Origin of the sequence: Thalassoglobus sp. (assembly GCF_048270125.1) — a bacterium.
In the GTDB taxonomy this organism is placed as follows: Bacteria; Planctomycetota; Planctomycetia; order Planctomycetales; family Planctomycetaceae; genus Thalassoglobus.
The window spans coordinates 18,357-45,292 of the sequence record NZ_JBLWTN010000020.1 but is presented as its reverse complement, the minus strand read 5'-3'; the positions used below and the strand labels follow the sequence as shown (position 1 = coordinate 45,292).

At 50.6% G+C, this 26,936-nt stretch carries 25 protein-coding genes and 1 tRNA gene; 17 read left to right on the top strand and 9 right to left on the bottom strand.

Annotation, left to right across the window (positions count from 1 at the left end):
• Positions 1 to 26 precede the first annotated feature (26 nt).
• Both lipA and ACN0YR_RS18525 read right to left on the bottom strand, forming a co-directional pair.
• Positions 27 to 1,004: a lipoyl synthase gene (gene lipA, locus ACN0YR_RS18530; RefSeq protein ID WP_417850700.1), complete on the bottom strand. Its 978-nt coding sequence runs from the start codon at positions 1,002 to 1,004 to the stop codon at positions 27 to 29.
• The gene (locus ACN0YR_RS18525) at positions 997 to 1,743 is read right to left on the bottom strand and encodes a lipoyl(octanoyl) transferase LipB (RefSeq protein ID WP_417850699.1); all 747 of its coding nucleotides are present in this window, start codon (positions 1,741 to 1,743) and stop codon (positions 997 to 999) included. Before ACN0YR_RS18525 ends, lipA begins: the two co-directional genes overlap by 8 nt.
• Positions 1,744 to 2,273: 530 nt before the next feature.
• Here ACN0YR_RS18525 and tilS point away from each other — a divergent pair.
• The 4 genes from tilS (at position 2,274) to ACN0YR_RS18505 (ending at position 5,524) form a co-directional block, all read left to right on the top strand.
• Positions 2,274 to 3,290 (top strand): tRNA lysidine(34) synthetase TilS, encoded by a 1,017-nt coding sequence (gene tilS / locus ACN0YR_RS18520; protein WP_417850698.1) that lies wholly within the window; start codon positions 2,274 to 2,276, stop codon positions 3,288 to 3,290.
• A 345-nt stretch (positions 3,291 to 3,635) separates the two neighbouring features.
• Positions 3,636 to 4,103: a transcriptional regulator NrdR gene (gene nrdR, locus ACN0YR_RS18515; protein ID WP_417850697.1), complete on the top strand. Its 468-nt coding sequence runs from the start codon at positions 3,636 to 3,638 to the stop codon at positions 4,101 to 4,103.
• The gene (locus ACN0YR_RS18510) at positions 4,096 to 4,521 is read left to right on the top strand and encodes a hypothetical protein (protein ID WP_417850696.1); all 426 of its coding nucleotides are present in this window, start codon (positions 4,096 to 4,098) and stop codon (positions 4,519 to 4,521) included. Before nrdR ends, ACN0YR_RS18510 begins: the two co-directional genes overlap by 8 nt.
• A gap of 238 nt (positions 4,522 to 4,759) precedes the next feature.
• On the top strand, positions 4,760 to 5,524 hold the full coding sequence (locus ACN0YR_RS18505; protein ID WP_417850695.1) for a (Fe-S)-binding protein: 765 nt from the start codon (positions 4,760 to 4,762) through the stop codon (positions 5,522 to 5,524).
• A 24-nt stretch (positions 5,525 to 5,548) separates the two neighbouring features.
• On the opposite strand, the gene ACN0YR_RS18500 is transcribed toward ACN0YR_RS18505, so the two are convergent.
• The 4 genes from ACN0YR_RS18500 to ACN0YR_RS18485 form a co-directional block, all read right to left on the bottom strand.
• Entirely contained in the window at positions 5,549 to 6,124 is a 576-nt protein-coding gene (locus ACN0YR_RS18500) for a Uma2 family endonuclease (protein ID WP_417850694.1), read from the bottom strand.
• Between the two features lie 559 nt (positions 6,125 to 6,683).
• Positions 6,684 to 7,214: a hypothetical protein gene (locus ACN0YR_RS18495; RefSeq protein WP_417850693.1), complete on the bottom strand. Its 531-nt coding sequence runs from the start codon at positions 7,212 to 7,214 to the stop codon at positions 6,684 to 6,686.
• A gap of 104 nt (positions 7,215 to 7,318) precedes the next feature.
• A tRNA-Leu gene (locus ACN0YR_RS18490) sits at positions 7,319 to 7,403 on the bottom strand.
• A gap of 75 nt (positions 7,404 to 7,478) precedes the next feature.
• Positions 7,479 to 7,793 (bottom strand): hypothetical protein, encoded by a 315-nt coding sequence (locus ACN0YR_RS18485; protein ID WP_417850692.1) that lies wholly within the window; start codon positions 7,791 to 7,793, stop codon positions 7,479 to 7,481.
• 230 nt (positions 7,794 to 8,023) lie between these two features.
• Here ACN0YR_RS18485 and ACN0YR_RS18480 point away from each other — a divergent pair, with 230 nt between their 5' ends.
• From ACN0YR_RS18480 to folD, 4 genes are all read left to right on the top strand, one after another.
• The gene (locus ACN0YR_RS18480) at positions 8,024 to 9,508 is read left to right on the top strand and encodes a PQQ-binding-like beta-propeller repeat protein (protein WP_417850691.1); all 1,485 of its coding nucleotides are present in this window, start codon (positions 8,024 to 8,026) and stop codon (positions 9,506 to 9,508) included.
• Positions 9,509 to 9,587: 79 nt separating this feature from the next.
• The gene (locus tag ACN0YR_RS18475; protein ID WP_417850690.1) at positions 9,588 to 10,382 is read left to right on the top strand and encodes an SDR family NAD(P)-dependent oxidoreductase; all 795 of its coding nucleotides are present in this window, start codon (positions 9,588 to 9,590) and stop codon (positions 10,380 to 10,382) included.
• A gap of 2 nt (positions 10,383 to 10,384) precedes the next feature.
• Positions 10,385 to 11,296, top strand: coding sequence for a succinylglutamate desuccinylase/aspartoacylase family protein (locus ACN0YR_RS18470; RefSeq protein WP_417850689.1), 912 nt, complete (start codon positions 10,385 to 10,387; stop codon positions 11,294 to 11,296).
• A 258-nt stretch (positions 11,297 to 11,554) separates the two neighbouring features.
• Positions 11,555 to 12,418, top strand: a complete 864-nt coding sequence (folD, locus tag ACN0YR_RS18465) for a bifunctional methylenetetrahydrofolate dehydrogenase/methenyltetrahydrofolate cyclohydrolase FolD (protein WP_417850688.1) — start codon at positions 11,555 to 11,557, stop codon at positions 12,416 to 12,418.
• Here the strand turns inward: folD and ACN0YR_RS18460 are convergent.
• Both ACN0YR_RS18460 and ACN0YR_RS18455 read right to left on the bottom strand, forming a co-directional pair.
• Entirely contained in the window at positions 12,330 to 13,613 is a 1,284-nt protein-coding gene (locus ACN0YR_RS18460; RefSeq protein ID WP_417850687.1) for a hypothetical protein, read from the bottom strand. The two genes, folD and ACN0YR_RS18460, sit on opposite strands and share 89 nt — an antisense overlap.
• On the bottom strand, positions 13,610 to 14,104 hold the full coding sequence (locus tag ACN0YR_RS18455) for a hypothetical protein (protein WP_417850686.1): 495 nt from the start codon (positions 14,102 to 14,104) through the stop codon (positions 13,610 to 13,612). The genes ACN0YR_RS18460 and ACN0YR_RS18455 overlap by 4 nt, the downstream gene beginning before the upstream one ends.
• A gap of 405 nt (positions 14,105 to 14,509) precedes the next feature.
• On the opposite strand from ACN0YR_RS18455, the gene ACN0YR_RS18450 reads away from it, so the two are divergent.
• Positions 14,510 to 15,139 (top strand): OmpH family outer membrane protein, encoded by a 630-nt coding sequence (locus tag ACN0YR_RS18450; RefSeq protein WP_417850685.1) that lies wholly within the window; start codon positions 14,510 to 14,512, stop codon positions 15,137 to 15,139.
• Between the two features lie 367 nt (positions 15,140 to 15,506).
• Here ACN0YR_RS18450 and ACN0YR_RS18445 read toward each other — a convergent pair whose 3' ends face one another.
• On the bottom strand, positions 15,507 to 15,935 hold the full coding sequence (locus ACN0YR_RS18445; RefSeq protein ID WP_417850684.1) for a hypothetical protein: 429 nt from the start codon (positions 15,933 to 15,935) through the stop codon (positions 15,507 to 15,509).
• On the opposite strand from ACN0YR_RS18445, the gene ACN0YR_RS18440 reads away from it, so the two are divergent.
• From ACN0YR_RS18440 to ACN0YR_RS18405, 8 genes are all read left to right on the top strand, one after another.
• Positions 15,934 to 16,185 carry a hypothetical protein gene (locus tag ACN0YR_RS18440; protein WP_417850683.1) on the top strand — a complete coding sequence of 84 codons (252 nt, stop codon included), beginning with the start codon at positions 15,934 to 15,936 and terminating at the stop codon, positions 16,183 to 16,185. The genes ACN0YR_RS18445 and ACN0YR_RS18440 overlap by 2 nt on opposite strands.
• A 194-nt stretch (positions 16,186 to 16,379) precedes the next feature.
• Positions 16,380 to 16,676: a hypothetical protein gene (locus ACN0YR_RS18435; RefSeq protein ID WP_417850682.1), complete on the top strand. Its 297-nt coding sequence runs from the start codon at positions 16,380 to 16,382 to the stop codon at positions 16,674 to 16,676.
• A 343-nt stretch (positions 16,677 to 17,019) separates the two neighbouring features.
• On the top strand, positions 17,020 to 18,285 hold the full coding sequence (locus ACN0YR_RS18430) for a 3-keto-disaccharide hydrolase (protein WP_417850742.1): 1,266 nt from the start codon (positions 17,020 to 17,022) through the stop codon (positions 18,283 to 18,285).
• A gap of 260 nt (positions 18,286 to 18,545) precedes the next feature.
• Positions 18,546 to 20,591, top strand: coding sequence for an alpha/beta hydrolase domain-containing protein (locus ACN0YR_RS18425; RefSeq protein WP_417850681.1), 2,046 nt, complete (start codon positions 18,546 to 18,548; stop codon positions 20,589 to 20,591).
• Between the two features lie 240 nt (positions 20,592 to 20,831).
• Positions 20,832 to 22,214: a Gfo/Idh/MocA family protein gene (locus ACN0YR_RS18420; protein WP_417850680.1), complete on the top strand. Its 1,383-nt coding sequence runs from the start codon at positions 20,832 to 20,834 to the stop codon at positions 22,212 to 22,214.
• A gap of 87 nt (positions 22,215 to 22,301) precedes the next feature.
• A complete protein-coding gene (locus tag ACN0YR_RS18415; RefSeq protein ID WP_417850679.1) occupies positions 22,302 to 24,440 on the top strand; it encodes an acetylxylan esterase in 2,139 nt (712 codons plus the stop codon).
• Positions 24,441 to 25,091: 651 nt separating this feature from the next.
• Entirely contained in the window at positions 25,092 to 26,063 is a 972-nt protein-coding gene (locus ACN0YR_RS18410; RefSeq protein WP_417850678.1) for a DUF1559 domain-containing protein, read from the top strand.
• Between the two features lie 409 nt (positions 26,064 to 26,472).
• Complete coding sequence (locus tag ACN0YR_RS18405; protein WP_417850677.1) at positions 26,473 to 26,925, top strand: carboxypeptidase-like regulatory domain-containing protein; 453 nt, start codon at positions 26,473 to 26,475, stop codon at positions 26,923 to 26,925.
• Positions 26,926 to 26,936 lie beyond the last annotated feature (11 nt).

Genomic DNA, 26,936 nt, shown 5'->3' with positions numbered 1-26,936 from the left:
TTGTTCTGCTCGAGAAGTTCCACGATTCACTTCACCGATGAGATCACAGTTCCGGTGGACATATCGTTCACCATTTCACCCGCGTGATAACTTGAACGGACAAACGGGCCACAGGCGACCATGCTAAAACCTAGTTTGTGGCATTGCTGCGCGATCTCTTCGAATTCCTCAGGCGGAACATAACGCTCGACAGGGAGAAGTTCGGGGCCAGGATTCAAGTACTGCCCAATGGTGATCATGTCGACACCGACAGATCGCAAATCGGCACAGGTGTCGATCACTTCTTCGATTGTTTCCCCGAGTCCCAGCATCAGACCACTTTTGGTCGGCATGGTCGGATCTTCTTCTTTGACTTGGGCGAGTAAATCAAGAGTTCGCTGATAGACAGCATTACGTCTCACACGTTCATACAAGCGTGGGACTGTCTCGGTGTTATGGTTAAAGACATCAGGTTTGGCTTGCACGACGCGGCTGATCGCTTTGCGGTTGCCGAGGAAGTCCGATGTGAGAACTTCGACTGCGGCACCAGTCCGTTCACGAACCTTCAGGACACACTGGTAGAAATGCTCCGCACCACCATCAGGAAGGTCATCGCGTGTAACACATGTGATCACGACGTGTTTGAGTCCCAGACGGGCAGCCGCTTCAGCAACGCGATCCGGTTCGTCTTCTTCGACCGTTTCCGTTTTCCCCTTCGGGACCGAGCAGAACCCACAGGGGCGTGTGCAAACGTTCCCGAGAATCATGAACGTCGCTGTCTTCTGTGACCAGCATTCTGTGCGATTCGGGCATTTGGCACTCTCGCAAACCGTCTCCAGATTCAGATCTTCGATGACGCTGGAAGTAAATCCCATCTCCGCACTCGGCATGGGACGCTTGAGCCATTTGGGTAAACGGCGACGTGGTTTCGAACTCGCTGCTTCAGGAGTCGTGGAGCTACCGCAACCACTGCTCGGTTCATTTTCGGCAGCTTGCTTTGAATCGATAATCGGGAGATCAAACATGTTTTGCAACTTGTCGTGTGGTTTTCTTCAAGAGAGGATGACCTGTAGAAACATCGGTCGTTTCATATCCGAATTGTTTCGAAATTGTTCGAATTAATGATTCTCGCAACTTCGACATTTGAACAGGAGGAATACGTTGAGCTTGAATGGAGATCGCACGCTGATGATCCGAGTTTGGAACTGTCATTTCCAGAAAATCAGGCGAGATAGTCACATTCAAAAAGAGTCCATGATTTGACACCCACGATCGGACACTCGAGCCGAAGAAAGCCAGTTGCCCTCCCCTGCCCCAGATTCCGGGGAATTCAGGATGTCTTTTCGCCGGAATTTTGAGTTCATGGCAACTCTCACAAGCCGCGGTTTCGAGCAGTCGGCGATATTCGACCAGCCCAATCCCTAGCCGGTCCAGTGGTAACATTAAATAGATTGCCAGCTGTCCCGGGGCGTGTGCATAGGCACTTCCACCACGCGAAATCCAGTAAACCGGAAGTTCCATGCGCTCGCGCTGCTCTTCGTCAATCAGGATTTCTGAAGTTTTTCCTTCTCGACCAACCGTGATCATAGGAGGATGTTCGCACAAGAACAGCTTCCCTGAGAGATCTTTGCGACCACTCATCTCGTATGTGGCATACTCCTGCAAACCGAGAAACGCCGGGAAGTCGACCAGACCAAGAAGATGCACCTCAAGCGTTCCCGCGTGAAGCGGGGGAACGTTCGATGTGATCGGTTGGCTGGACATTCTGCGTCTCAAGTTTCATAGGACTCTCGAGTGGTTTGCAGATCACAAAGGATCAGAACAAGCTCACGTAATTCTATCAGGCATCCGGAGAACGAACAATCAGAAGGCGTTGATCTATGGGACGCCTCGGAAAAAGCTCGAGGAAAGAGAGGATTGGGAGTCATTAGAGTCTTAAGGTTTGCACAAGAAGTTTTTGTGCATCTTCCCGCAAGGTTGTGAACCTGAGTGGCAATTTGCTGCATTCGAAAGCCCGAGGAACAGATGTTACTCTTTGCGATTCGAAGTATCCGCATCATCAACAGGAATCTGCCCGGTCTATGTTCAGCTGACGAGAGAAACAATTACGATGCCGGTCCCGAACGGACGTCCAAAAACATTTGTCGCTGAATCGAAAATGAAACCGACGGGCCATTCCCGATGCGTTTTGTTTCTTGTCCCAGCCTCACAGAACGGCTCAAAGACCGCGAACGCACGTTTTGAAAAGACTCTTGAAGAACCTTGAAAAACTGAAAGTGAATTGAAGAAGCCTCTTGCCGACCCGTCCCCCCAAAAAATTGCTGATTGAAACTCTCAAGCGTCACGAGATCGCAGGTGAGTCGCTGCTCGTGGCGGTTTCGGGGGGGGCTGATAGTGTCTCTCTGCTACTGTTGCTTCACGATTTGCGTGAAGAACTTCAGCTGCAACTTTCTGTCGCGCATTTCGATCATCAACTGCGTGAAAGTTCCGCCGATGACGCGAAGTGGGTTGAAGCCTTATGCAATCAACTCGCTGTCCCGTGCGTGATCGGCCGGCCGGATCAGGACTCCGGGTTAACACAACTGGGAGGGATTGAAGAGTCCGCCAGGAAACGGCGATATCACTTTCTGCAGCAAGTCGCTGAACGCCACAAGATCCACTGGATCGCCATTGCCCATACGGCTGATGATCAGGCCGAAACAGTACTGCACCATATTGCTCGTGGAACAGGACTAAGAGGTTTGCAGGGAATCCCGGAATCACGAGAGCTGACCGGGTCTGTCACATTGATTCGACCACTCTTGCAAGTGAATCGCTCTGAATTGATCACCGAACTCGCAAATCGCCAGCAGGATTTCCTTCAGGATGAATCAAACACCGATTTTTCGTTCACTCGAAACAGGATTCGTCATGACGTTCTCCCCTATTTGAAAGAGTCATTAAATCCGCAAATTGATCAGGCATTACGACGACTCGCGAAGCAGGCACAAGAGGCACAGTCAGCGATCGATGAACTAGCCCGGAGCCTTCTCGGTCGATCCCTGACAGATTCTGAAAGTCTCAGGAATGACCAAGCCTTTATCCGTCTCTCTATCCCCGAAATGAAACAGCAGCCTGTTGCGGTAGTGGCTGCCATGTTTCTACAACTCTGGACCGAGAAGAAATGGCCTCGCAAAAAGATGTCTCATTTTCACTGGTCACAATTAACTGAAATGGCGAAGACGAAGTCTCCTCAAGGTCTCGCCCTTCCCGGGGGAGTTCAGGCGACGTGCCGACGGGACGTTCTTGAGATTCGGCTCCGTCGAGATTGAAAACAGTTTTGAATCATCGGAATCACATACCGAAGAACGAGCAGAACCGCGAACATATTTCATATCAAAAAATCAACAACCTTTCTCAAGACGACTTTCGACCCGATATTTTGGCCTCTGCGTAATTTTCAGAACTGGAAAGTGGATGAGACCTGACTCGTTCTGTGCCCTGCTTTTTCTGGCATGAGAAGCTTGTCACGGGCAGACGAAGCACGAAAGTCTTCTGGTACAATTTGTGAGGTCTATCGAGAAATCTGAGGTTTCGCTTCGCAATCGCTTGTGGTTCGGGTACGCTTCGGAAAGATTGATGTCTGGGAATATATCCCTTAAACAGAGAAGAGAAACATGTTGTGTCCATTTTGCCGCGATGGCGAGAGCAAAGTCGTCGACTCGCGCGGCAGCCAGGATTTTGTGATTCGACGACGACGGGAGTGCCTCTCCTGCGGTCGCCGGTTTACCACATATGAAAAGATTGAAGAGTCGCCGCTGAAAGTCATTAAAAAGGATGGATCACGAGTCCCTTTCGATCGTGAACGAATTCGATCGGGTGTTGAAAAAGCCTGCTACAAACGCCCCATCAGCCCGGATCAAATTGAACAAATTCTGGATCGCGTCGAACACTCGGTCTACGAAACTTTTGAACGCGAAGTCCCCTCCCGATTTGTGGGCGAACAGGTTTGTGAAGCATTGAAGCTTGTCGATCAGGTCGCCTTCGTTCGATTTGCGTCTGTGTACCGATCATTTCAAGACGTCAACGACTTTGTGGAAGAACTACAAACTTTGCGACAACGGAGCAGCCGACTGGATGATTAAGCATGGATTGTTAATCGGCCGCACGGACGGCATGGAGCAAGCAGTGATGTGTTTGTTTAATCGGTGTGAACAGGCGAAATATTTTCGTCACCTGTCGGAGTTGTCGACTCAAACAGATTCCGTACCAGAACTGATTCTCGTCTTGCAACAATTCTCTGATGAGTATCACGAAGAACAAATCGAACGTTTACTCACGGAGTATCCGTTATCAAGAGTGATCTGCTGCTACGGTCCATGGTGCGTTTCAGACGGTCGAAATCGCAATTTCTGGCCATCTGCCGTGCGTGTTCCAATCGCTGAGATTCAACAAAGAATCGAACGAGAAATGGAAGTCATTGCAGGAATACGTCCGCCACTGGAACGGACCGCCGGACGTGATGAGATCTTTGCCTTTGAGCACGGAAATGAATATCACTGAGGAATGAATTCAATGCTCTTGAGAACACCTGGAAAGACTACTGGAAGCGTAATGATTCCCTCCTTTTCAATCGCTTGTGCAGGATTTTAGAGCATTACACTAAATGGAGTTCGCGTCCTGTTTCGTGCGAGCAGGCTATGAATTGATGAATGTGACCTTCGCAGGCACGGCAAGCTTTGAAAATGAGATAACTGCGAAGCGACCCTGTTGAGCATTGAATTTCGTAAGAAAGTGACAGATGAAAGTTGGCCTGTTTATTCCCTGTTATATCGATCAATTCTTTCCGAATGTTGGCTTAGCCACTGTGGAACTCTTGGAACGATTCGGGTGCGAAGTCGACTATCCGGAGGCACAGACATGTTGCGGTCAGCCAATGGCCAATACTGGCTGTGTTGATGATGCCAAACCACTTGCGAAGTCCTTTGTGGAAATCTTCGCTGACTACGAGTACGTCGTCTGTCCTTCAGGAAGTTGCGTCGCCATGGTCACTCACCATTACGACGAATACTTCGATCCATCAGATTCCGGTCTCAAAAACGTCAAGGAACGAACATACGAGCTGACTCAATTTTTGACAGACGTCATCAAGGTTGAGTCACTCGATATCAAGTTCCCTTACCGAGTCGGCCTGCACAATAGTTGTCATGGATTGCGAGAACTACGGTTGGGAAGTTCGTCAGAATTGATGGTCGAACGATATAGCAAAGCGGCTGATTTGCTGAATCTCATCGAAGGGATCGAACTGGTTGAACTCGAAAGGGTCGATGATTGCTGCGGATTCGGCGGGACCTTCGCAGTCAACGAAGAGGCGGTCTCATGCATGATGGGCGACGACCGAATTCACGATCACGAACAGGCTGGTGCACAAATCATGACAGCTGGGGACATGTCCTGCCTGATGCACCTTGATGGACTTTTGAAACGTCAAAAGAAACCGATTCAAGTCATGCATATCGCCGAAATTCTCGCCGGACACCAGCCGAAATCTGTTCCAAATTCCTGACTCGTAATTCCCTGCTCTTCGCGACTACGCCCAATCGGGGTCAGCGAAGATCTGTGCAACCTTGATGCGAAATCCTCGCAAGTCGGGAGCGCCGTTCAGCATGTCATTTTCATCCAGCCGAATGGCAGAGTGGTTTGTTTTCCGGAGGATGTGGATCGTGCGAGCATTAGGATCTGCAATCCAGACAGATTGAACTCCAGTCTTGAGATACAGCGAAATTCTTTCACTGATCCCGGCACGACGATCGCCAGTCGTTGCTAAATCAACAACGACAGTGGGTGTGGAATCAGTGTAATCGTTGTCCGTCTCCGAAAAGCGTTCCCCTTCGGTGAAGTAGCTGATAGCTGGGTAAAGAATCGTGTCTGGTGAAGATTCCAGTTTCAGACCGAGATCGAAACAGGGATATCCGTTCATTTCTGCATGAACATAGGCTGAAAACGCTTTGGAGAGATTGAGAACAATCGTACCATGTTCGAGGTCCGGCGGCTGCAACGTGACAGGGACTCCCCTCACCAGCTCCGCCCACTGTCCGGCATCCGGCAGGTCACTTCGCTTAAGAGAAAATTCCTCAGCTGTCATCGCTCGTTGAATCATGGTCATCTCAATTTTCCGTATTCACTCTTCAAACGGGAAGCTATCCTCAGCCTCGAAACCTGGCGAAAACGACAATCTGATGTCAGTTTGACCAGCTGTCAACAATCTGTCCACAGAAATGCAATTTCGAACCAGACCAGTGTTAAAAAACACTCACCCGTCAACGTAATTGTATGCAAAGTTCGGAAAGTCTGGACAGAATCTGCAGTCCTTTATCGGTGCAGAATTTGAAGAGATTCGACAACTCAATCAGCAATTTCGGTCCAAGCGGACCCGCTGCCCTTTAAGAAAATCATCAGGAGAACTTTCTTCTCCCCGACCACGCTCCGAAAAGCACCTCGTGAGGGCGTGCGAGTCCGGCAAATGTACTCTTCGGATCGGACGCACTATAACGCTGAAGCAGACACTGGTTGTTTCAATTCTACGGGGCGGCACAACCAGAGCGATTAGATTTCCCTGATAATGTTAACCGAACCAATCGGCTTGTCGGGCAAGAGGCAACGGGCAAAGGTGGATTTAGAACAGATCGCACATCGGCTGATCGGTTCAGGCAACGACCCGGACTTCAATTTGTGACCCGTGAGCCGCCCGTGAATTTTGTATTGACTTCGGTGTATGCACTCAGGACAGAATAACTTGAGAAAGTTTCATTGAACTTCAGTACAAATATTTCTGGACCGACAAAGACTGCAACAGATTGTGGGTTCAACATCGTCCATGCCCCGATCTTTTCTTCTCGAGACACTTTGTAGTTCTCTCCAAAATGTAACTTTAAAGTATCCGTTTGACGCACCATCGTCCACGTTGTGTTTTCTAAAGTTTCTCGCGACTTCGCTATTGGCCCGTTTGCCTCAATGACTTGATTCTTGAGTCTCGACAAAACTCTGTTGATTCGAACGATTTCTTTTACGTCACCTTCTTGTGTCGCACTTCGAAGGGCAGCTTCCAAATCTTTCTGATATGCCGAGGCAGCTCTTGAAATCGCTTTCTTGTAAGCTTCGCCCGCATTCACCGCACGTGGACTTTGTGGTAAATCGTTTTGACCGTATGCAGTTGAAACGGCCACAAGAAACAAGCATAACCCAAGGAATCGCATAGAATTACCCTTTTGAAGAAGTGCGGAGCAACACGTGAAGCGCCACCCACCAGATAATGGCCCCAGAAGAATTTGGTAAATCTTAAAATACCACAAGAATGAAGTAGCCGAGGGGGGACTCGAACCCCCACGGAGGTTCCCCTCCTCGGGATTTTAAGTCCCGTGCGTCTGCCATTCCGCCACTCGGCCAGTGTTGAAAATTTGAAAGTGAATCCTAACTGGTGATCGTGTCGTGTCAAACCAACAATACCAATACAAACAAAACTAAAGCATTTTCAATGTTTTTGTGCCCGTAAAGATCGCTTTCTTAACTTCGGAAGTTGCTTGCCACGAGGCAGGACGCGAGGACTTGTATTGGAATTTTTGAGTGGGCATTTTCAATGCTTTTGTGCCCGTGAAAATCGCTTTCACAACTTCGGAGGTTGCTTGCCACGAGGCAGGACGCGAGGACTTGTATTGGAATTTTTGAGTGGGCATTTTCAATGTTTTTGTGCCCGTGAAGATCGCTTTCACAACTTCGGAGGTTGCTTGCCACGAGGCAGGACGTGAGGGATTGTATTGGAATTTTTGAGTGGGCATTTCAATGCTTTTGTGCCCGTGAAAATCGCTTTCACAACTTCGGAGGTTGTTCGCCACGAGGCCGGACGCGACAACTCGTTTTGGGTTTGCTTTGGAGTTTCTTGGTGAGTTACTACTTGAAGAATGAAGGTTTCATACCACGGAGTTCGTCTATACGATTTCAATTTTCCTGATGAGCTGTCATGATGCTTTCACTGAATTCCCAGGACAGGTGTGAGAGGAAAGACTCTATGAAACGTGCTCTGCTACTTTGTGTCGTGACAACACAATTTGTGATGTTTCAAGTTCACTCTGTGACTGCTGAAGACTGGCCGCAATTTCGAGGACCGAATTGTACCGGGGTTTCTACGTCGGATGCTTCTTTACCGGTCAAGTTTTCCGCGACTGAAGGAGTGGCATGGTCTGTTAAGCTGGGAGACGGAATTGGTTGTCCGGTCATCGCTGATGGCCGCGTTGTGACTTCTGGAATGGTGGATGAAAAAACAATTGGGCTGTTCGCGTACGATGCGAAAACTGGTGAGAAATTATGGGAACGGGCTTGGCCAATTGGGGATGTCGAAGAGATCCATCTGACAAACTCACATGCCGCGACGACTCCAGCTGTCGATAGTGAACGTGTTTACTTCTACTTCAGCACATTGGGCATGGTGGCTGTCGATGCGAAAACCGGGGAAGATGTTTGGCATCAGGAATTGCCGGTCCCGTATTTTGTGTTCAAGTGGGGAGCGGGGATGTCTCCGGTTCTCTACAAGGATCTGCTGCTGTTCTGCCAGGATGATGACCTGCATCCGATGTTCTATGCCTTCGACAAGCGGACAGGTGAATTGAAATGGGAAGATGATCGCAGCGACATGGCTGTCAATTATTCTCATCCGGTCATTTGTGAAACCGACAAAGGTGATGAAATTGTTGTTGGTGGAACTGGGCTGTTAGTCGGTTATCGTCCGGAGGATGGGAAGCGTCTTTGGACAGCGAAAACTCTCTTGCGAAACATCAAAACCACGCCGGTTTCCAAAGATGGAGTCATCTATATTTCAGTCCAGAGCGGTGGAATTGCGAACCAATGGCTGGCCTCGGTTGATCGATGGGAGACCGGCAACAGCGACGGGAAGATCTCGAAGGAAGAAATTCAGGCGTTTGTCGGCAAGCGACCCGTACCGGAAAGTTTTTATGAGAAGACCTTTGACAAGGGGGATCTCAACAAGGATGGGTTTCTGGAAGGGCGAGAGCTTGATGTGGCGTTTTTGAAAAGCGAAAACTTCGCCGGAGCCCGATTTGATTCTGCGAATCCAGCTCAGGAATTCATTCTCGCGGTCAAAGGGGGCGGGCGTGGTGATGTGACAGAGACACACGTGCTGTGGAAGCATCCGACGAAGCATACAGATCACATTGTCTCACCGATGGTCGTTGATGATCGGATGTTGTTGATTAAAGGGGGGGGCATTGCGACTTGCTTTGAAATGGATAAAGGAGAACTCGTCTTCGGTCCGAAACGGATCAACAATGGTGGCGATTACTTCGCTTCACCGGTTTACGGTGATGGAAAAATTTATGTCGCTGGCGATAATGGGAAGATCGTCGTGATTCGTAATGCCGATGAACTCGATGTCCTCGCTGTCAACGAGATGGGAGAATCGATTCTTGGTTCGCCAGCGATTTCTGATGGAGCACTTTTTGTGCGAACTCGGACATCGCTTATGCGAATCCAGAACTGACTGAGTGCAGTTCGTCGGGAAAGAAAAGTGAACTGCTCATTGCAAATGGTAACAGTTTCAAGAACGGAGTTTTTAGAGGATGAAGCTCGCTGGAAAAATCGCACTTGTGACAGGTGCCGGGCGTGGAATTGGGAAGGGATGTGCGATTGAATTGGCGAAGGCGGGGGCTGACCTCGTCTTAAACGAACGTCCTGGAAGTCCGGATATTGAAATCACGGCTGAGGAGGTTCGCTCGCTCGGCCGGAAATGTGAGGTCGTTGAGGCGAATGTCTTCTCACGTGAAGGTTGTGAGGAACTGGTTGCCACAGCGATAGCAAAGGTCTCGCGGATCGATATTCTGATCAGCAACCCCGCTTTTAGTCGGCGCGGTCCCTTTCTCGAATACTCGCCAGAACTGTTTGAGCAAACAATTCAGGGAACGTTGACCAGTGGATACCACATGAGTCAGCTCGTTGCTCGTGAAATGGTGAAACAGGGGGACGGTGGAAAGATCGTCTTTATCTCGAGTGTTCATGGAGAGATGCCGATTTCAGGTTCGTTTGCCTACGGAGCTGCCAAAGCGGGACTGAATCACATGATGCGTTCGATTGCAGTGGAACTTTCTGAGTACGGCATTAATGTAAATGCGATTGAGCCGGGGTGGATCGACACGCCCGGTGAGCATGTCGCTTTCAGTGAAGAAACGATTGAAGCGGAAGGTCGGAAACTTCCATTTCGACGGCTTGGGCGATCGGATGAAATTGGAAAGGCTGCAGCGTTTCTCTCTTCCTCTGATGCAGACTACATAACAGGAACGGTTCTCCCTGTTGATGGCTTGTTTCGCTTTCGTCATTGTCTGCCAGAGAAAACCCCTCAGCCGAAAGATGCTCAATAACGATGGGAATGTTTCAGCGGCTGGAGTTTCAAGGTCACTCAGGCGGGCCACACTTGTTGATTACGGCAGGTGTTCATGGTGATGAATTTGAGCCAATGGCAGCTGTTCGCCAGCTTGCCGAATTTCTTGCTCAAGAATCGAGCCGGTTACAAGGGCGGGTCACTTTGGTTCCCTGTGTGAATGAAGAAGCATTTCTGCTCGGGGCACGTTGTGCTTCGGATGGATTAGATCTCGCTCGGACCTGTCCGGGCAACGCGCAAGGCTCGGTCACTGAGCAACTCGCCGCTGAAATCAGTGAGTTGATCGAATCTGCGGACTACTACATCGATTTACATACTGGTGGGACTGAACTTTCGATTTATCCACTGGCAGGTTATGTACTCCATTCCGACGAATCGGTGTTAGAGAAACAGCGTAAAATGGCACAGGCATTCAATTTGAATGTGATTTGGGGGACATCGCCCGAACTGCAAGGGCGGACACTCTCTGTGGCTCGCGATGCGAATGTGCCTGCGATTTATGCTGAATACTTTGGTGCGGCAACCTGTTCAAAGGAAGGGACCGACGCCTATGTCGATGGCTGTCTGAATGTGATGGGGGCTCTTGAAATGATTGAGCGAACTTCACCTCCAAGTCGGATCGAGTATGTGGTTGAAGATCGCCGTCCAGATTCCGGGCATCTGCAAATTTGTAATCCATCTCCGGTCGATGGATATTTTGAGACAGCAGTAGGACTCGGCGAGAAGATCTCGACCGGCGATCTTCTCGGAACTGTTTTCTGTTTAAAGGATCACAATTCGTATCCCGTCAATAGTGACCAAAATGGCATCGTGTTGACGCTCCGCACTTTCCCACGCGTTCTTGCCGGTCAGTCCGTCGCGGTGATTCTTGAATCAGGCGAGAACGTTTCGTAGTTCGCTTCAAAAAATGTGCTCTGGTGTTCACATGGGGTCGGAGTGAGTGCTTTCGCACTCTGAAAACGCTCTGCCCTTGTGAATCAAGACCGTTGATCATGACTCTCCCGGTCGATACTCTTCACTCGCACTGCACTTAGAGCAGTTTGCTCTACCGTTTGCCCGTGAAGAACGCATTTCTCTAGCAAAAATGCTGTTCGCCACGAGGCAGAACCTGCAAACCAATCCGAAAGATGCTCTAGAATTTGGGAACGCATAATGTCTGCACAAATCATCGATGGAAAAGGAGTCGCTGCGAGGTTACGCAAGGAGCTCGCGGAGGAGGTCAGTCAATTTCACGAAGCAACGGGCATTGTTCCACACTTGGCTGCGATTTTGGTAGGCGAGGACCCTGCGAGTGCGGTGTACGTGCGGAATAAGCAAAAAGCGTGTGAGAAGTCTGGGATTAAAAGTACGCTGCACCGGCTGGATGCGGCAACGACACAGGCTGATCTACTCAATCTGATCAGTGGTCTCAATTGCGATGATTCCGTCCATGGAATTCTCTGTCAGCTTCCCCTGCCCTCACAGATCGATGAGACAACCGTTCTGGATTCAGTCACCCCCATCAAAGATGTGGATTGTTTTCATCCAGAGAATGTCGGTCTCATGGTGCAAGGTCGGCCCCGTTATTTGCCTTGTACACCAGCGGGATGTCAGCGATTAATCGCTGAAGCGGGAGTAGAAACTTCAGGAGCTCATGCTGTGATCGTGGGGCGTAGTGAAATCGTTGGCAAGCCGATGGGGATGATGCTCGTTCAAAAAGGGGACGTCGCCAACGCAACTGTGACTTACGCACATTCTCGAACAAAGAATCTGGCGGAGATGACTCGGCAGGCGGATATTCTCGTCGCTGCCATCGGCAAACCGAATTTCATTCGAGGTGAGATGGTGAAGCCGGGAGCCTGTGTGATCGATGTTGGAATCAATCGTGTCGGTGACAAACTCGTCGGGGATGTCGATTTTGATTCCGTAGTGGAGATTGCTGGTTCGATTACTCCAGTTCCTGGGGGCGTGGGGCCGATGACGATCGCCATGTTGCTCCAGAATACTCTGACCGCTGCCAAGCTTCAGGCTGAATAATCGGTCTGTTTGCTGAGTGATTTTTCGCCCACTCAGGGATTCCATCTTCATCGGGAAGAGCCTGAAGAGGACGTTCTTTTCCAAGTGGGTTTCTGTCAAAACCTTCTTCTGTGATGGGTTCAGGGACACCAAGTTGAACCGGTGCTGATGGGGCAAGTGAGGCCCTCCCGCTGGGTAAAGACCTTGCTGTAGGGGCGCTGTGGCGAAGTTGTCGAATGTTCGATGCGGGGTCATCCGAGAGGCTGGATTGATTGACATATTCTCCAGCCGCTTGCCGGCTGAGTTTTCCGATGTCGACCACTCTGGCCCCGTCGATATTCGGCATCTCCCACAAAGAGTTTGCAGTTGCGAAGCTGGGAGGATTGACAGAGGGGTGTCCGAGCGAAATTTTCATTTCGGTTTTTGCTTCCGGCCAGCTGATTCGAACAGATGTCGGGAGTGATGTGCCGTTGGGCATGTCGGTATATTTTTTTAACGTTGCAGAAGCGATGATATCCCCAGCGCCAGATCGGAGTAAATGTTCCTGCACACGTCCGGTAAAAGTATTGACCCGGATGACTCGCTCGACTTGATGCCCCGTTGGAGATGTTCGCACGCTGACTAAATCCAGTACAGGTTCATCGATCTGTGGGCGTTCGAGTGTGTAGTCGTCAGCTTCAATCGGAATGACGCCGAAGACTTCGACGAGCCATTCTGGCTGGATTTGAATCGGCATTTCCAGGTGTTGAAGTGCGTGGGACGCATCTTCGTGGTTGCACACAATCATTTCGGGCTGCTCTTTTGTCCACAACCAGAAGCGGTCTCGATTTGAACCTAAGTCAACTTCCTGTCCACCGGTGATTGGATGCGAGACAACGATTCTTAAATTTCGAGGAGCTTCCACCGCCATTGAAGCAGGTAGTGGGAAAGGGATTCCGGTCACCTGAATTTTTGCATCGCTTGTTCTCCAACCGGCGAGCCCAGGCGAATCTTCTGTGCCCAGGATGTTGCGATTCAGGTGCTCGACCAGTTGCTCTTTGCTGATGTCCGATTCCAGAACTTGCTTGTGCGTGAACTTCAGTTTGTTTGAGGGGCAGCCTGTACTGAGCAGCATTAATCCAATGAAAAAGCACGAATTCAAAGAAATCAGCGAAGCCGGTCGGCCTGGCTGGTCTTGCTCGTGCTGTTTTGGTTTGTGCCGTAATGAGTTCGTCATGCTGCGTTCCATTCCGTGGTCAGCTGCTGATTGAGAAGAATCTGCAACTCGGAAATTTCATCCTTGGGCAACTGTTGGTCTCGAACTTCGAAAGGCCCTTCTCCTCGAGAACCCGAAAGTTGCAGGTATTCCACATTGTCTCGTTCTTCGGCCCCGTCCAGTTTCAGACGTCGTCGTTGCAACAGGTAGAGTGCGAGAACGTAACAGATCTTTTCCTGATGAGGGTTTGAATTCTCCACGATTTGCTCGAAATAATTCATGAGCGTTTCAGGGTCGGTTGTTTCTGCCCGTTTCTCTTCAGGAATTGGAACCTGTGCTCTCCAACATCCGATTCCTCCTTCTGGAATGCCCTGCCATCCTTCTTCGCTGTAGTCCAGCCTTTCAAAAATTCCATTCTTTTCAACGAGTACTGAATAACATTGACTTCCCGGAATTAAGGGCTGTCCTGTTCCAGCGCAGGTCTTATTGATGGGTTTGAACCGGTAATCCATAGCAGAAATTATTCTCAGTCGATGTTGGAGGGCACGGGATCGTACGAAGAAATCCGAGAATGGCTCAAGACCGATTTGCGAAGCGGATTCAATAACAGAGCGAGTCGCGCTCTGGCCTGTATGAGTTCTTGTGCACTCAGGGAGTCGGAGAGTGATTCGCGAGCCGGGGAATGGACTCGTATTGATAGTCGGTTCCCTGATCATTTCGGAGCTTTCAAATTTCTGGAAACTGGTCTTTACTCGTTTCTGGAAATTCGCATAGCCTGACGCTCCCTCTAGATCTGAGTGGATCGATTGTTCGGTTCAAGACCCAGATTGAAATTGACAATTGCGACTCAACAACGGAATTGATTGAGTCGACAACCAACACCCCCCCCCCAAGATATTCTGTGGAAGGAGTCCCGGATGAACCGTTCTTCTATGTTGACGGCATGTGCTCTCGTTGCTGCCTTTGGAATTGGGCTGACATGGTCGTACTTCACCAATCAACAGTCAGGCGGCGTTGCAATCGTCGATCTGGATGAGGTGGCACGTCGTATCGGTCGCGATAAGGAAATGGTCGATTCGATCCAAACACAAGCGGGAGCGTTGAACAAAACTCTCATCGCTGCTCAGCAGTCAGCTGTGAATCAGTTGAACAAAGCGAAATCCACTGCGAACGAAGATGAGCAGATCACTAATGAAGAAGCTCAACAATTCGTGCGGATGCAACGCAACGCACAGGTTCAGCTGACTCAGTTGCAACAAAAAGCACGCTTGAACCTGAACCAGCACCGCCAAGGTCTTGTCAGTCAGTTTCGCAAAGATGCTCAGCCGATCGCAGCCAAGGTTGCTAAAGAACGCGGATTCGACAGCGTTGTGACTCGCAACGATACCGTCGTTTTCTCCTACGACAACACTGTCGACATCACTGAAGATGTGATCAAGCAGATGAGTGCTGAAATGCCTGCCAAGCCAGCGAAAGCATCAACAGCTAAGGCAGCACCAAAACCAGCTGCGACTGCAACAGCTCCTGAATCCAAAACAACGAACTAGTTCGTAGGTTATCTTTCGAATTGGTGTTCCGGTACTGCCTTGTGGCGAACAGCAATTATATTAGCGAAATGCGTTCAGCACGGGGCCACACTAGAGCAAACTGCTCTGGTCATTGAAAAATAAAAACCTCTCAGGAATCAGTTGGATTCCTGAGAGGTTTTTTATGTTCAAGCGGGACAGGTCGCTACTTGCACATTTCTGAATTGGTGTGCCCGATTCATTTGTTCGCGAACAGGAAGTGTTTTAGAACTGATCCTGAAACTTGAATTTGCCCTCTTAAACATTGATGTGAGCGACTATTCCAGATGCTTTCGGACTGGTTCTGGAGAAATGCGTTCTTCACGGACAAACGGTAGAACAAACTGCTCTAATCTTGCTCGTCCCAAATGTTGACGAATCTGCGTTCTTCGAAATCTGCGATTCGTCCAGGCAAAAATTGTTCGGGCGTATTGCCAAGGATTCTCACCCAGACCTGTTCTCCAAGGTATTCACCGGTCACTGAGAGATGTGGTCCGAGGTCGTCTGTTTCATCGACGACTTGTGATTGCCAGGTGACTGCGTCAAGGACGTCGAAATGCTTCATGAGCTCAACAATATCGACGACAAACCGCGCTTGAATGCGATGTCCATCGTTCGGTCCACCAACAATTTCGGTTGGAGAAACGAAGATAGAGATTTCGTGGGATTCTTCTCCGCAGTAATAGTGGCAGCCGATCGGTGAATCTTCTTCGAAGATCTGTACCGAACGACACACTTTTTCGACAAGTAGGGAAGCCCAAATTGGAGGTGGGGACATGTTATTAGAAACTCTTTTTCTGGGAATTGCCCTCTGGCCAAGGTGGGCAAAAATTGTCATCGTTGCATTAAGTTCTCCGTATGTCATGGTGACAGTTTGCAACTGTGGCCCTGTCAAAAAGTTCTTAAGGCATTTCGCATTCCTAACACGCGATGTTTTAAAAAAACAACGTGACAGATTTGTTATCGTTGTAACCTTCTTGTGTGGAGTGGTTTGCGGTGGTGGTGTTGGGGGCGGTTTTGAATGGTGATCGGAGATTGCCGGAAAAGGTGTTCAAGGTTCTGAACAAGTTTGCTTTGTCGATGATTCATTTTTGAAACGGCAGGTTGTTTTGATTTTGAAAAAATCGTTAACGCTCACCGAAGTGAGGCGGCGATCGACATGGTCCGGTTGCTTCTGTTCAAATTCCGCGACTTTGAGCCCGAGCTTTAACGTGAGGTGCAAATGTGTCTCCGCTCCTGCTTTCGGAAGGCACTGTACGGCACGACTCTTCTCCAGATTTACTCTCTGCATTTTGAAGTCTATCTCTTTGTCGTTTATGATTCGGACAAGTTCTGCTTCCTTGCCGTGGTCAAAGCGAATCGCAAATGGCATCGAAAAGTGTCGACGCAATTCGGAGTTGCCATCGTGAACGCCCGATTGCCGAAAGTCGGCAATGTCGAAGAGGGGCTACGAGGAGGCGAAAGTATTCCGTCTGGGTATAATCGGACTGGACTTCTCCCACCCGATTGCCTTCACTAGCTACCATTACTTCCCCAATAAGATAAAACGCGGCGAAGAACCTCATGCAGCCCGTTGTTGGGAGGGATGAGCAATCAGGAAACAATATGGCTTCATCTTCTAGAGCAGTTTGCTCTACCCTGTGCCCGTGAAGGACGCATTTCTCTAGAACCAGTCCGAAAACTTCTGGAATAGCCGCTGTTCTCAACGTTTGAGAGAGCAATTTCAAGTTTCAGGATCAGTTCTAGTAAGAATGCTGTTCGTTACGAGGCAGAACCTGCAAATCAGTTCGAAGGATGCTGTAGCTATTCCACCGATATTACTTCCAAGAGAGACAACGATGAGAAATTATTTTGTAGTGGCCATGGTCATTGGATATTTGGTGCCCTGCGGACTGACCGCGTCGGCCGCGGAGGTCGAAAAAGGTTTCACCTCCCTGTTCAACGGGCGTGACCTGACTGGCTGGAGCAAGCGTGGTGGCTCAGCGGAATACGAAGTCGCGAATGGCACGATCATCGGGAAGTGCATTCCGAATACGCCGGGCAACACATTCCTGTGTACGGAGAAGGAATTTGGAAACTTTGTTCTGAAGCTGCAATACAAATTCATTGAGGCTGGTAATTCTGGCGTCCAGTTCCGCTCGGCGGCACGTCCAGCGGGTGATGGTGAGCGAGTCTACGGCTATCAGTACGAGATGCGTCCTGCTAGCGACGCGACAGGTCGCATTTACGATGAAAGTCGTCGCGGCCACAAATTTGGTATCATCTGGCTGGATGCTCATACTCCACAGGATCGCCTCGATGTTGCTCAGGCAAGTTGTCGAGAAGGAGAATGGAATGACGTAGAGATTCAGTGCGTCGGTCCGTCCATTAAGACTTGGCTGAACGGCAACCTGGTTGTCGATATGTTTGACAGCTTCTCAATGAAGGGCTTTTTCGGACTACAGATTCACTCAGGCAAGTCCGGTTCTGTTGCCTGGAGAAACATCCGCGTCAAGGATCTGGGTGAAAGCCAGTGGGAGCCGTTCTTCGTCAAAAATGATGAAGGCAAATACCAACTCAAAGATGCCAGGTTCGTTCTCCCGGAAGAATGGTCTTTTACTGATGAGGGCGTTTTGCACGGTGTCCACTCGAAAAGCCAAGGTAAGGATGGACTCGTTATCTCCAACAAGAATTACGACAACTTCATTACTCGCGTGACATATCGTATGCACGGAGGGAATAGTGCTTTGTATTTCCGCGCCGAGGAAACAGAAGCCCCGTGGGTCTTGCGTGGATTCCAAAATGAAATCGCTAACAACGGCAAGGATTCCGCTCTCTGGCACACTGCTGGAATTGTAAACGGAAAGACGATTCCCGGGCGCGGCTGGATTGTCACAAACGACGAGTTTATCGAAAAGGTCCGTAACAAAGACGACCAGTGGAACACGACCTGTACCACCGCGTACGGTGATCGTCTGGTGCAGACGCTCAACGGATTTTGCACGTCGGATCTCATCGACGAAGCGAGCGAGAAAACTGGAAAGCTGGGTCTGCAAATGCATGGTGGCACCGACTGCGAAATGTTCTTTAAAGACTTTGAAGTCATGCCCATCACCGACGAAATGAAGAAGCTCATTGATCGAAAGTGATTCCTGGAGAAGCCTGCGCGAACCGACCGTCTCGAGCATTTTCAATACTTGACGTGCTCGTTACGGTCACTCTTTTGCCTTCATAGACTGCTCGCGATGAGGCAGAACTCGAACACCAGTTCGAAAAGTGCTATAGGTATCGACTCACCTGACTATCTCGAATCGAGCAGTAAACAGATTTGTTGACGCAGCTCTGTACAACATTTCTGATCCGATCCGAGTCATTTTCAATCAGCCAGAACTCTTTTCGTTAGGTAATTATGAAACAGTTATTGTTCGTCAGCTTGGCTGGGATTCTGGTTTCCGTTTCGATGGCTCAGGCGGAAGTGACTCGCGTCGAAATTGAGGAACGCAAATCATTTGCGGGCGGTCATCAGTTTGGGCAAACGGGAGCCTACGAACTGGTCTCTGGTCGCCTCTATTTTGATGTCGACCCGAATGCCGAAGCCAACTCACGGGTTTGCGATCTCAAGCTGGCGCCTCGAAATTCAGCAGGACGGGTTGAGTTTTGGGCGGACTTCTTCCTGCTCAAACCGGTCGATTCCTCTAAGGGGAATGGCTGCCTGCTGTATGATGTTCATAACCGAGGCAGCAAGCTGGCACTGTGGACGTTCAATGACGCGGAGATGACGAGTTCACCATCTACAATGGCACACGCGGGCAATGGATTCCTGATGCGTGAAGGGTATTCGCTGTTATGGACTGGTTGGAATGGTGACGTAATCGATGACGGGACTGGCCGGCTTCTGGCAGGATTGCCAATCGCGAAGAACTCGGATGGGACCTCGATCACAGGTCTGAACTACGTGGAAATTCTCGTCGATGAACCAAAGAAAAGTCAGGAGTTCTATTTCAGTCCATGGGGAACATCGGCTGGCTATCCGACTGTGGATTTACTCGATCCAACTGCAAAGCTGACGCGGCGTGAGAGTCGCTCTGCGGAGCCGATTCTCGTTCCTCGCGACGAATGGGCGTTTGCCGAGGTTGAGGATGGAAATGTCGTTCCGCATTCAACGAGCTTGTACGTTAAAGAAGGCTTGAAGCCCGGCTGGATCTACGAGTTAGTGTACACAGCGAGTGATCCGCGAGTTTCGGGATTAGGGCTCGCAGGTCTTCGCGATGCAGTTTCGTTCTTTCGCTACAATCCACGCACAGATGAAACGGCAAAGGATAATCCACTCTCCGGGATGTGCGATCGAGCCATTATCTTTGGCATCTCTCAATCCGGTCGCCTGATCCACCACTTTATGTATGAGGGCCTGAACAACGACGTCGAAGGTCGTACGGTCTTTGATGGAGCCGTCATTCATGTCGCTGGAGCAGGAAAGGGATTGTTCAATGCTCGCTTTGGGATGGCGACTGTGTACGGAACGCAGTTACGGAATAATTTATTGCCCGCAGATTTCTTTCCTTTTAGTCCCACATTACAGGTAGACAGACTGACCAATGCGAAAGGCGACACACTGGCGCGGCTGAGAGGTCAGGGAAAGCTGCCGAAAATGTTCTTTATTCAAACGTCCACGGAGTACTGGTCTCGGGCCGGATCGTTGCTGCATACTGATGTGGAGGGTGTACGTGACCTCGAGCCGGAAGAGAATACACGTATCTATTTGATCGCTGGGGCTCAGCACCTCGGGGCCACTTCGACGGATCGCACAATCTGTCGCTACATGCGGAACCCGTTAAAGCATCGCGGCCCGGTACTTCGGGCTTTGCTGAAATCGATGGATGATTGGGTGGCTCGCGAAACAGAACCTCCTGCCAGCGAATATCCGAGAATTGATAACGGGACGCTGGTGAGCGTTCAGAAATTTCAAAGTCAGTTTCCAACGATCCCGGGTGTGGAGACTCCTGCTGCCTGCTATCAACCACTGAGATTGAATCTTGGGGTACGATGGCACACCGAAGGGATTGCCGACAACGTTCCACCGATTGTGGGCAAACCTTATCAGACTCTGGTCCCCGCAGTTGATGCGGACGGGAATGAGCTTGCCGGAATTCGATTGCCTGATGTTGCGGTTCCCACAGCAACTTACATGGGCTGGAATCTGCGAGATGAAGCCTATGGAGCAGCAGGTTCTTTGGCAGACCTGCATGGTGGCTATCTTCCTTTTTCAGCGACGCGTCAGGTTGGTGATTCTCGCGCCCCCCTCAACGAACGATACCGCACTCAAGCGGAGTACCTGGCAAAATATGCGACGGCTGTCACCAGTCTGTGGCAGCAACGTTTCTTACTCGCAGAAGATGCCATGTTGATGCTCAGCGAAGCCCGTAAACGTGATTCTTGGAAAGGTCCGGAACAGTAAATATTCGTCGTCGCTATCGCCCCCTGCCCTACCCGGTCCGTCGAACTTATCTATAGGAATGCATGCTTAAGTTGAATGCATGTCCAGGTCAGTCTACGATTGCCTCATATAAAAAATTTTGAAAATGATGTACGCGTTCTGCCTCGTTGAGATGTGCGAGCTTCCACATGAAAAGTACTCTCCAAAGGCACAAGAAACACGAAGGTGTTCTAACCGTTCTCTGAAATGGAGCCCCATGTGATGTCGAATCGCATAAACGAGAAGAGTAAACAGATCGGCGACAGCCGACTCACGCGGAGGCAATTCGTGGCGACCGCTGGAGCAGCGATTGCCGCACCGACAATTGTGCCGAGTTCTGTATTCGGCGCAAATGCTCCGAGCAACCGAATCAACGTCGCTTTGATTGGGTGTGGGAATCAGAGTCGGGCAGATTTACCGAGCATGTTACGACAGCCTGATGCGCAGGTCGTGGCGGTCTGCGACGTGAATAAAGGGAGTCACGGCTATGCCCGTCCAGAGCATTTCCTGGGACGTGAACCGGCGCAGAAGAAAGTTAATGATTACTACGCTGGAAAGACTCGTTCCGGCACTTACAACGGCTGCGACGCCTACAGCGACTTCCGTGATGTCCTCGCTCGTGATGACGTGGACGCGGTCATGATTGTCTTGCCTGATCACTGGCACGCGCTGGCGACTATCAAAGCGTGTGAAGCGGGCAAGGATGTCTATTGCCAGAAGCCGATGTCGCTGACCATTCACGATGGACAGCAGATGATCAAAGCGGTCCGTAAACATAATCGCATTCTGCAAACGGGTAGCCAATACCGCTCGAATGCAGTCGTTCGCCGCATGTGCGAGTTAGTTCGAAATGGTCGGATTGGCGAGGTCAAGCGAGCTGTTTCCATCATCAATGGGAGTGGTGCCGGGCCGGGACCGGGCTGGAAGGAGATGCCCGTCCCAGATGGGTTCGACTACGACATGTGGCTGGGACCTGCTCCGGAGGCGCCGTACCACATTGACCGCTGCTTTTACCGGTTCCGCTTTCTTCTTGACTACTCAGGTGGTCAAGTGACGAACACAGGCGCGCACTCGACTGATATGATTCAATGGGCACTGGGCAAGGATGACACCGGACCGGTCGAGTTCGAAGATCAGGAAGGAATCGTCTGGCCGCCAGAGGGGCATCTTTACACGACCGCGATGAAGTCTCACTTCCGCGCTCGCTACGCCGACGGGACTGAGTTTGTCTGCCGAACTCAGGAACCAGGTTTTGGAGCCCGCATTGAAGGAACGGAAGGCTGGGTTCAATTTAGCGTCAATAATATGAAGGAGGTCGAAGCGTCGTCGGACGCCATCAAGAACTCCGTCATCGGCCCTGATGAGATCCATCTGCCTGTGAGCAGGAATCACTACCAGAATTTCCTTCAGTCCGTGAAGACTCGTCAAGATCCGATCGAGCCGGTTGAGGCCGGACATCGTACAGCCAGCATTTGTCATCTCGGTAATATTGCAATGCGGCTGAAAAGGAAACTGAAATGGAATCCTGATCAAGAAGTCTTCCTTAACGACGACGAAGCGAACCAGATGCTGCGGCGTCCCTATCGCGAGCCGTGGAAGATTTAAAAAGATATAAAGGTTGAAGTCCATCTTCAGGACCGGACGAGCGGCAACGGCTTGGGAATCTGCAACATTGAACAGGAATATCAAGACATGAAACACTTCATCGCTGTCGCCGTTCTGTTATGCGTCACTGTGACGACTTTCGCTGAGGATGTCCGCCATCAACCGCTCAAAGATCTGAACGGTTATTTCCCCTTCAATCCGCCGTCGTCGATCGAGCAGTGGGAACAACGGAAGGAGTACGTACGGCGACAGATTCTGGTGGCTGCAGGTCTCTGGCCAATGCCGACCAAGACGCCTCTTAATCCGGTGGTTCACGGCAAGATCGAGGGGGATGGGTACACGGTCGAAAAAGTTTATTTCGAGAGCGCACCCGGTTTCTTCGTCACAGGCAATCTGTACCGTCCAACAAATCCTCAGGGCAAGGTGCCGGGAGTCATGCTTGCACACGGTCACCGCAAGGACGCACGTTTGCATATCACACCTGAAAACACGTTGCGCAACCAAATCGCTGACGGGGCAGAACGGTTTGAACGGGCCGGCCGCAGCACCTACCAGTCACAGTGTCGCCAACTGGCCAAGATGGGCTGCGTGGTTTGGCAGTGGGACATGCTCGGTGATTCGGATTCCATTCAGCTCTCGCGCGAGCTTGTCCACCGTTTTGGGAAACAGCGGTCTAGGATGAACACGACAAAAGACTGGGGGCTGTTTAGTCCGCAGGCTGAGTCACACTGCCAGAATGTCCTGGGGCTGCAAACACTCAACGCCGTCCGCGGGCTAGACTTTCTGCTGAGCCTGCCGGAGGTCGATCCACAGCGAGTCGCCGTCACCGGTGCCAGCGGCGGAGGGACTCAAACGATGCTCCTTGCTGCGATCGATGACCGCATCAAACTCTCTTTTCCTGTCGTGATGGTCAGCACCGCGATGCAGGGGGGCTGCACCTGTGAGAACGCGAGCTTGTTGCGTGTGAATACTGGCAATGTCGAGTTCGCCGCGTTGGCTGCGCCAAGGCCGCAAGGCATGAACACCGCGAACGACTGGACCAGGGAGATGGCAACCAAGGGATTCCCCGAACTGCAGCAACTCTATGCGACATACGGCAAAAAGGACAATGTCTTGCTGAAACGGGGTGAGCACTTCCCACACAACTACAACGCGGTCACTCGCTCTGCTTTCTACACGTTTCTGAACAAGCATTTCAAACTCGGTTCCCAAGCTCCCGTGATTGAGACTGATTTTGATCCACTCCCACCTGAGCAACTCACCGTTTGGGACGACAAGCATCCTGCACCGAAAGCTGCCGATCCCGATTTCGAACGCAACTTGCTGTCATGGTTGACCAAAGATGCCGAGCAGCAACTTCGAGCTGCGGCAGCCACCCCTGAAGGTTTGAGAGACGTTATCCGCCCAGCCGCAGAGGTACTTATCGGTCGCAGTTACGCCAATGCTGGCGACGTGCAATGGGCAGTCAAGCAGGAGCAGGATCTTGGCGACTATGTGAAGCATACGGGCACGTTGCTGAACAAAACTTACAGCGAAGAAGTGAACGTTGTCTGGCTCTGTCCGAAGCAATGGAATGGCCGCGTTGTCATTTGGCTTGATGATTCGGGCCAGGCTGCAGTTTGTGGTGAAGACGGCAGCGTGAACCCCGCAGCGATGAAACTGATTCAAGCAGGCTCTGCCGTGTTGGGCGCCGACTTGTTCAATGAAAATGGCGAAGCGATGCAGCAGGCTCGCGTCGTTGCGAATCCTCGAGAATTCGCAGGCTATACGTTTGGCTACAACCACGCTCTGTTCGCAAAGCGCGCCCACGATGTGTTGAGTATTGTCAGTTTCCTCCGGCACGCGGACTCTGGCCCCTGCCCGAGCTCAGACTTGAAAAACGTTGCCATTGCCGGATGGAACGGCACCGGTCCTATCGTTGCCGCGGCGAGCGGACTGGCTGGCGATGCGATTGATCGCACAGCGATCGACACCCAAGGGTTTCGCTTTGGCGAAATCCTCGACTATCGTCATCCTATGTTCCTGCCCGGTGGATCGAAGTATCTCGATCTGCCTGGCTTCATCGCATTACAGGCTCCACGTCCGTTGTGGCTGGCCGGCGAAACCGAAACGCCTGCTGTGATCACCTCCGCGTATCAAGCCACTTCCCAAACTGGTGGGCTGGTGACGTTCACCGGCGAGGCCACACAACAACACTCAGCGGCCAGTGCGTGGCTGCTGAAGTAGGCCTTTACGAAACATATTCATTTGCTTTGCAGGAGGATGGAACGACCGAGTCTCTTTAGAGCAGTTTGCTCTGCCGTGTGCCCGTGAAGAACGCATTTCTCTAGTGAAAATGCTGTTCGACACGAGGCCGATCCTGCAAACCAATTAGAAAAATGCTCTAGGTTTCCGGCACCAATGACTGGAATTGGCTGTACGCAACCGGCGGCTCGGAACCATCTCAGTGTACTCTGCCTTCGACGTTCCATGGCGTTCTGAATTCTGCCACTCAACCCGCGCGTCGAACTCGTGTAGTTACTTCTTTCCTCGATTCGGACTGCGAAACAACAGCAGGTGTGATGTACTTGCATTTACGAATCCAGATATAAGCTTGCGAAGTTGCGTTTCCCGTGAGTAAGAATTACGATTGCTCTCAAAGGGAAGGCAGCTTGGATTCGCAGTCTCGGCGGGCTCAAGAAGCTGGATCTATTCTTTTTTGAACTGGTCCTCAAACCTGAATTTGCTCTCTTTAACACTGAGAAAAGTGACCATTCCACAAGTTTTCGGACTGGTTCTAGTTTTAGTTTATCAGCACTTCGAAATTTCTAACCTAAATGACCTCCTTAGTGTTCGCGATGAATGCACGGGTCTCATTTTTTTGATGGGAGGAACACGATGACACGGCGACGAAGCGGTTTCACTTTGATCGAATTACTGGTCGTGATTGCAATCATTGCAATCCTGGTTGCTTTATTGCTACCGGCGGTACAGCAGGCGCGCGAGGCTGCTCGGCGTTCGACCTGCAAGAATAAATTGAAGCAGATTGGATTGGCCCTTCACAACTATCATGATGTATCAAACCAATTCCCACCGAGTGCGATTGGGCTAGGGTGGTGCAATGTCTCCTCGACCTATCCTGGGACCGACATGATCCAGAACAAAAATGGTCTGGCGTTGTTGCTTCCACATCTGGATCAAGCTCCACTCTACAATCAGATCGATCAGTCGGCGGCACATAGCGCACAAGCGACCGGGTACTGTTGCGGCTATGCAGGAAATACAGCGGGGGCTCTTGCCGTGAATCCTGCTGATAATGCTGTCCACATGTCGAGATCACTGGATGTCTTTCTTTGCCCTTCAGACGATGCAAAGACACACGTCACGGGAACCGCCTACGGTGTGACCGGTTCCTCGGGGGGGGCTCTGACGAACTACGACTTCAGTGCCGAAGCGACTCTGACTTGCAATTATTGGTCGAAGCAAGGCAAGTCGACGAGAAAAATGTTTGGAGAGAACAGCAGGTCCAAGTTCCGTGATGTGAGAGATGGAACTTCCAACACCATTATGGTTTGCGAGTCGACTAGAGAGGTCGCGAACGGCGAAGCCAATCCGTGGGGATATCGAGGGTGGGTCCAAACTGGAGGTGACGTCGATGTCGGAATTAACGTCTGGGATGTTCCCACTGGCTCCACGGTTCCAACAATTGGAAATCTCAATAGTTGGGGACAAGTCGGGAGTTTGCATACCGGAGGAGCCCAGTTCACCATGGCAGACGGTTCTGTTCGATTCATCTCAGAAAACATCAATCTTGCTACTCTAAGAAATCTCGGAAACATGGCTGACGGCAACACCGTTGGCGAGTTTTAACGCAGGCTCGCCCTGGAAACTCTTGCTCCGAGGTTGTTGAGCAAGTCTTTAAGCGTCGAACCTGAATCACTGCGACCCATCGCAGTGATTCAGGTCTTTGGAGCTCCCTTGACTGGACGCCGCAGTTGCCCAGTTTTGTAGAGAGTGGAGCTTTCAATTCTAGAGCAGTTTGCTCTACCGTTTGCCCGTGAAGAACGCATTTTTCTAGAACTGGTCTCAATACTTACTGTTCACTTCTCTGGTACAGAGAAAGGTTGCAATTCCATAGGTTTTGAGACTGCTTCTAGTAAAAATGCTGTCCGCCACGAGGCAGATCCTGCAAACCAATTTGAAAGATGCTCTATTCGCGATTCATCTTCATTCGTTCATTCTCATAGACAGTAAATTCATAGAGAGCAAAGCGATAATTATGTTTGGACATTTTCCATTTCGAGGAGTACTGGTATCAAGTTGCCTCTTCATGTTAGTCGGGTGCGGTGGAAGCCCGGATTCAGGACCGGAACTCGTTGATGCAGCAGGCACGGTGAAACTTTCAGGTTCGCCTCTTGCTCATGCTGATCTCTATTTCATGCCTGCAGCTGGAACAGAGGGGATCGGAGGAACTGCGAGATCAGATGAATCTGGCAATTTCACGGTCAACTATGGTCGTGGTGGAACTGGACTTCCGGCTGGAAATTATCAGGTAACGGTGAGTCAACGACTCATGCCAGATGGGTCACCTGTTGCCGTGGACGATACCAGGGACGCCATCGAATCTCCCGCAAAGGAACAGTTGCCAGAAAAATACAGCAACGCAGAAAAATCAAAAATCCAGGTTGTTGTCCAGCCGGGGCAGGCGATTCAGATCGAACTTGAAAAGTAGACTCGGCTCAA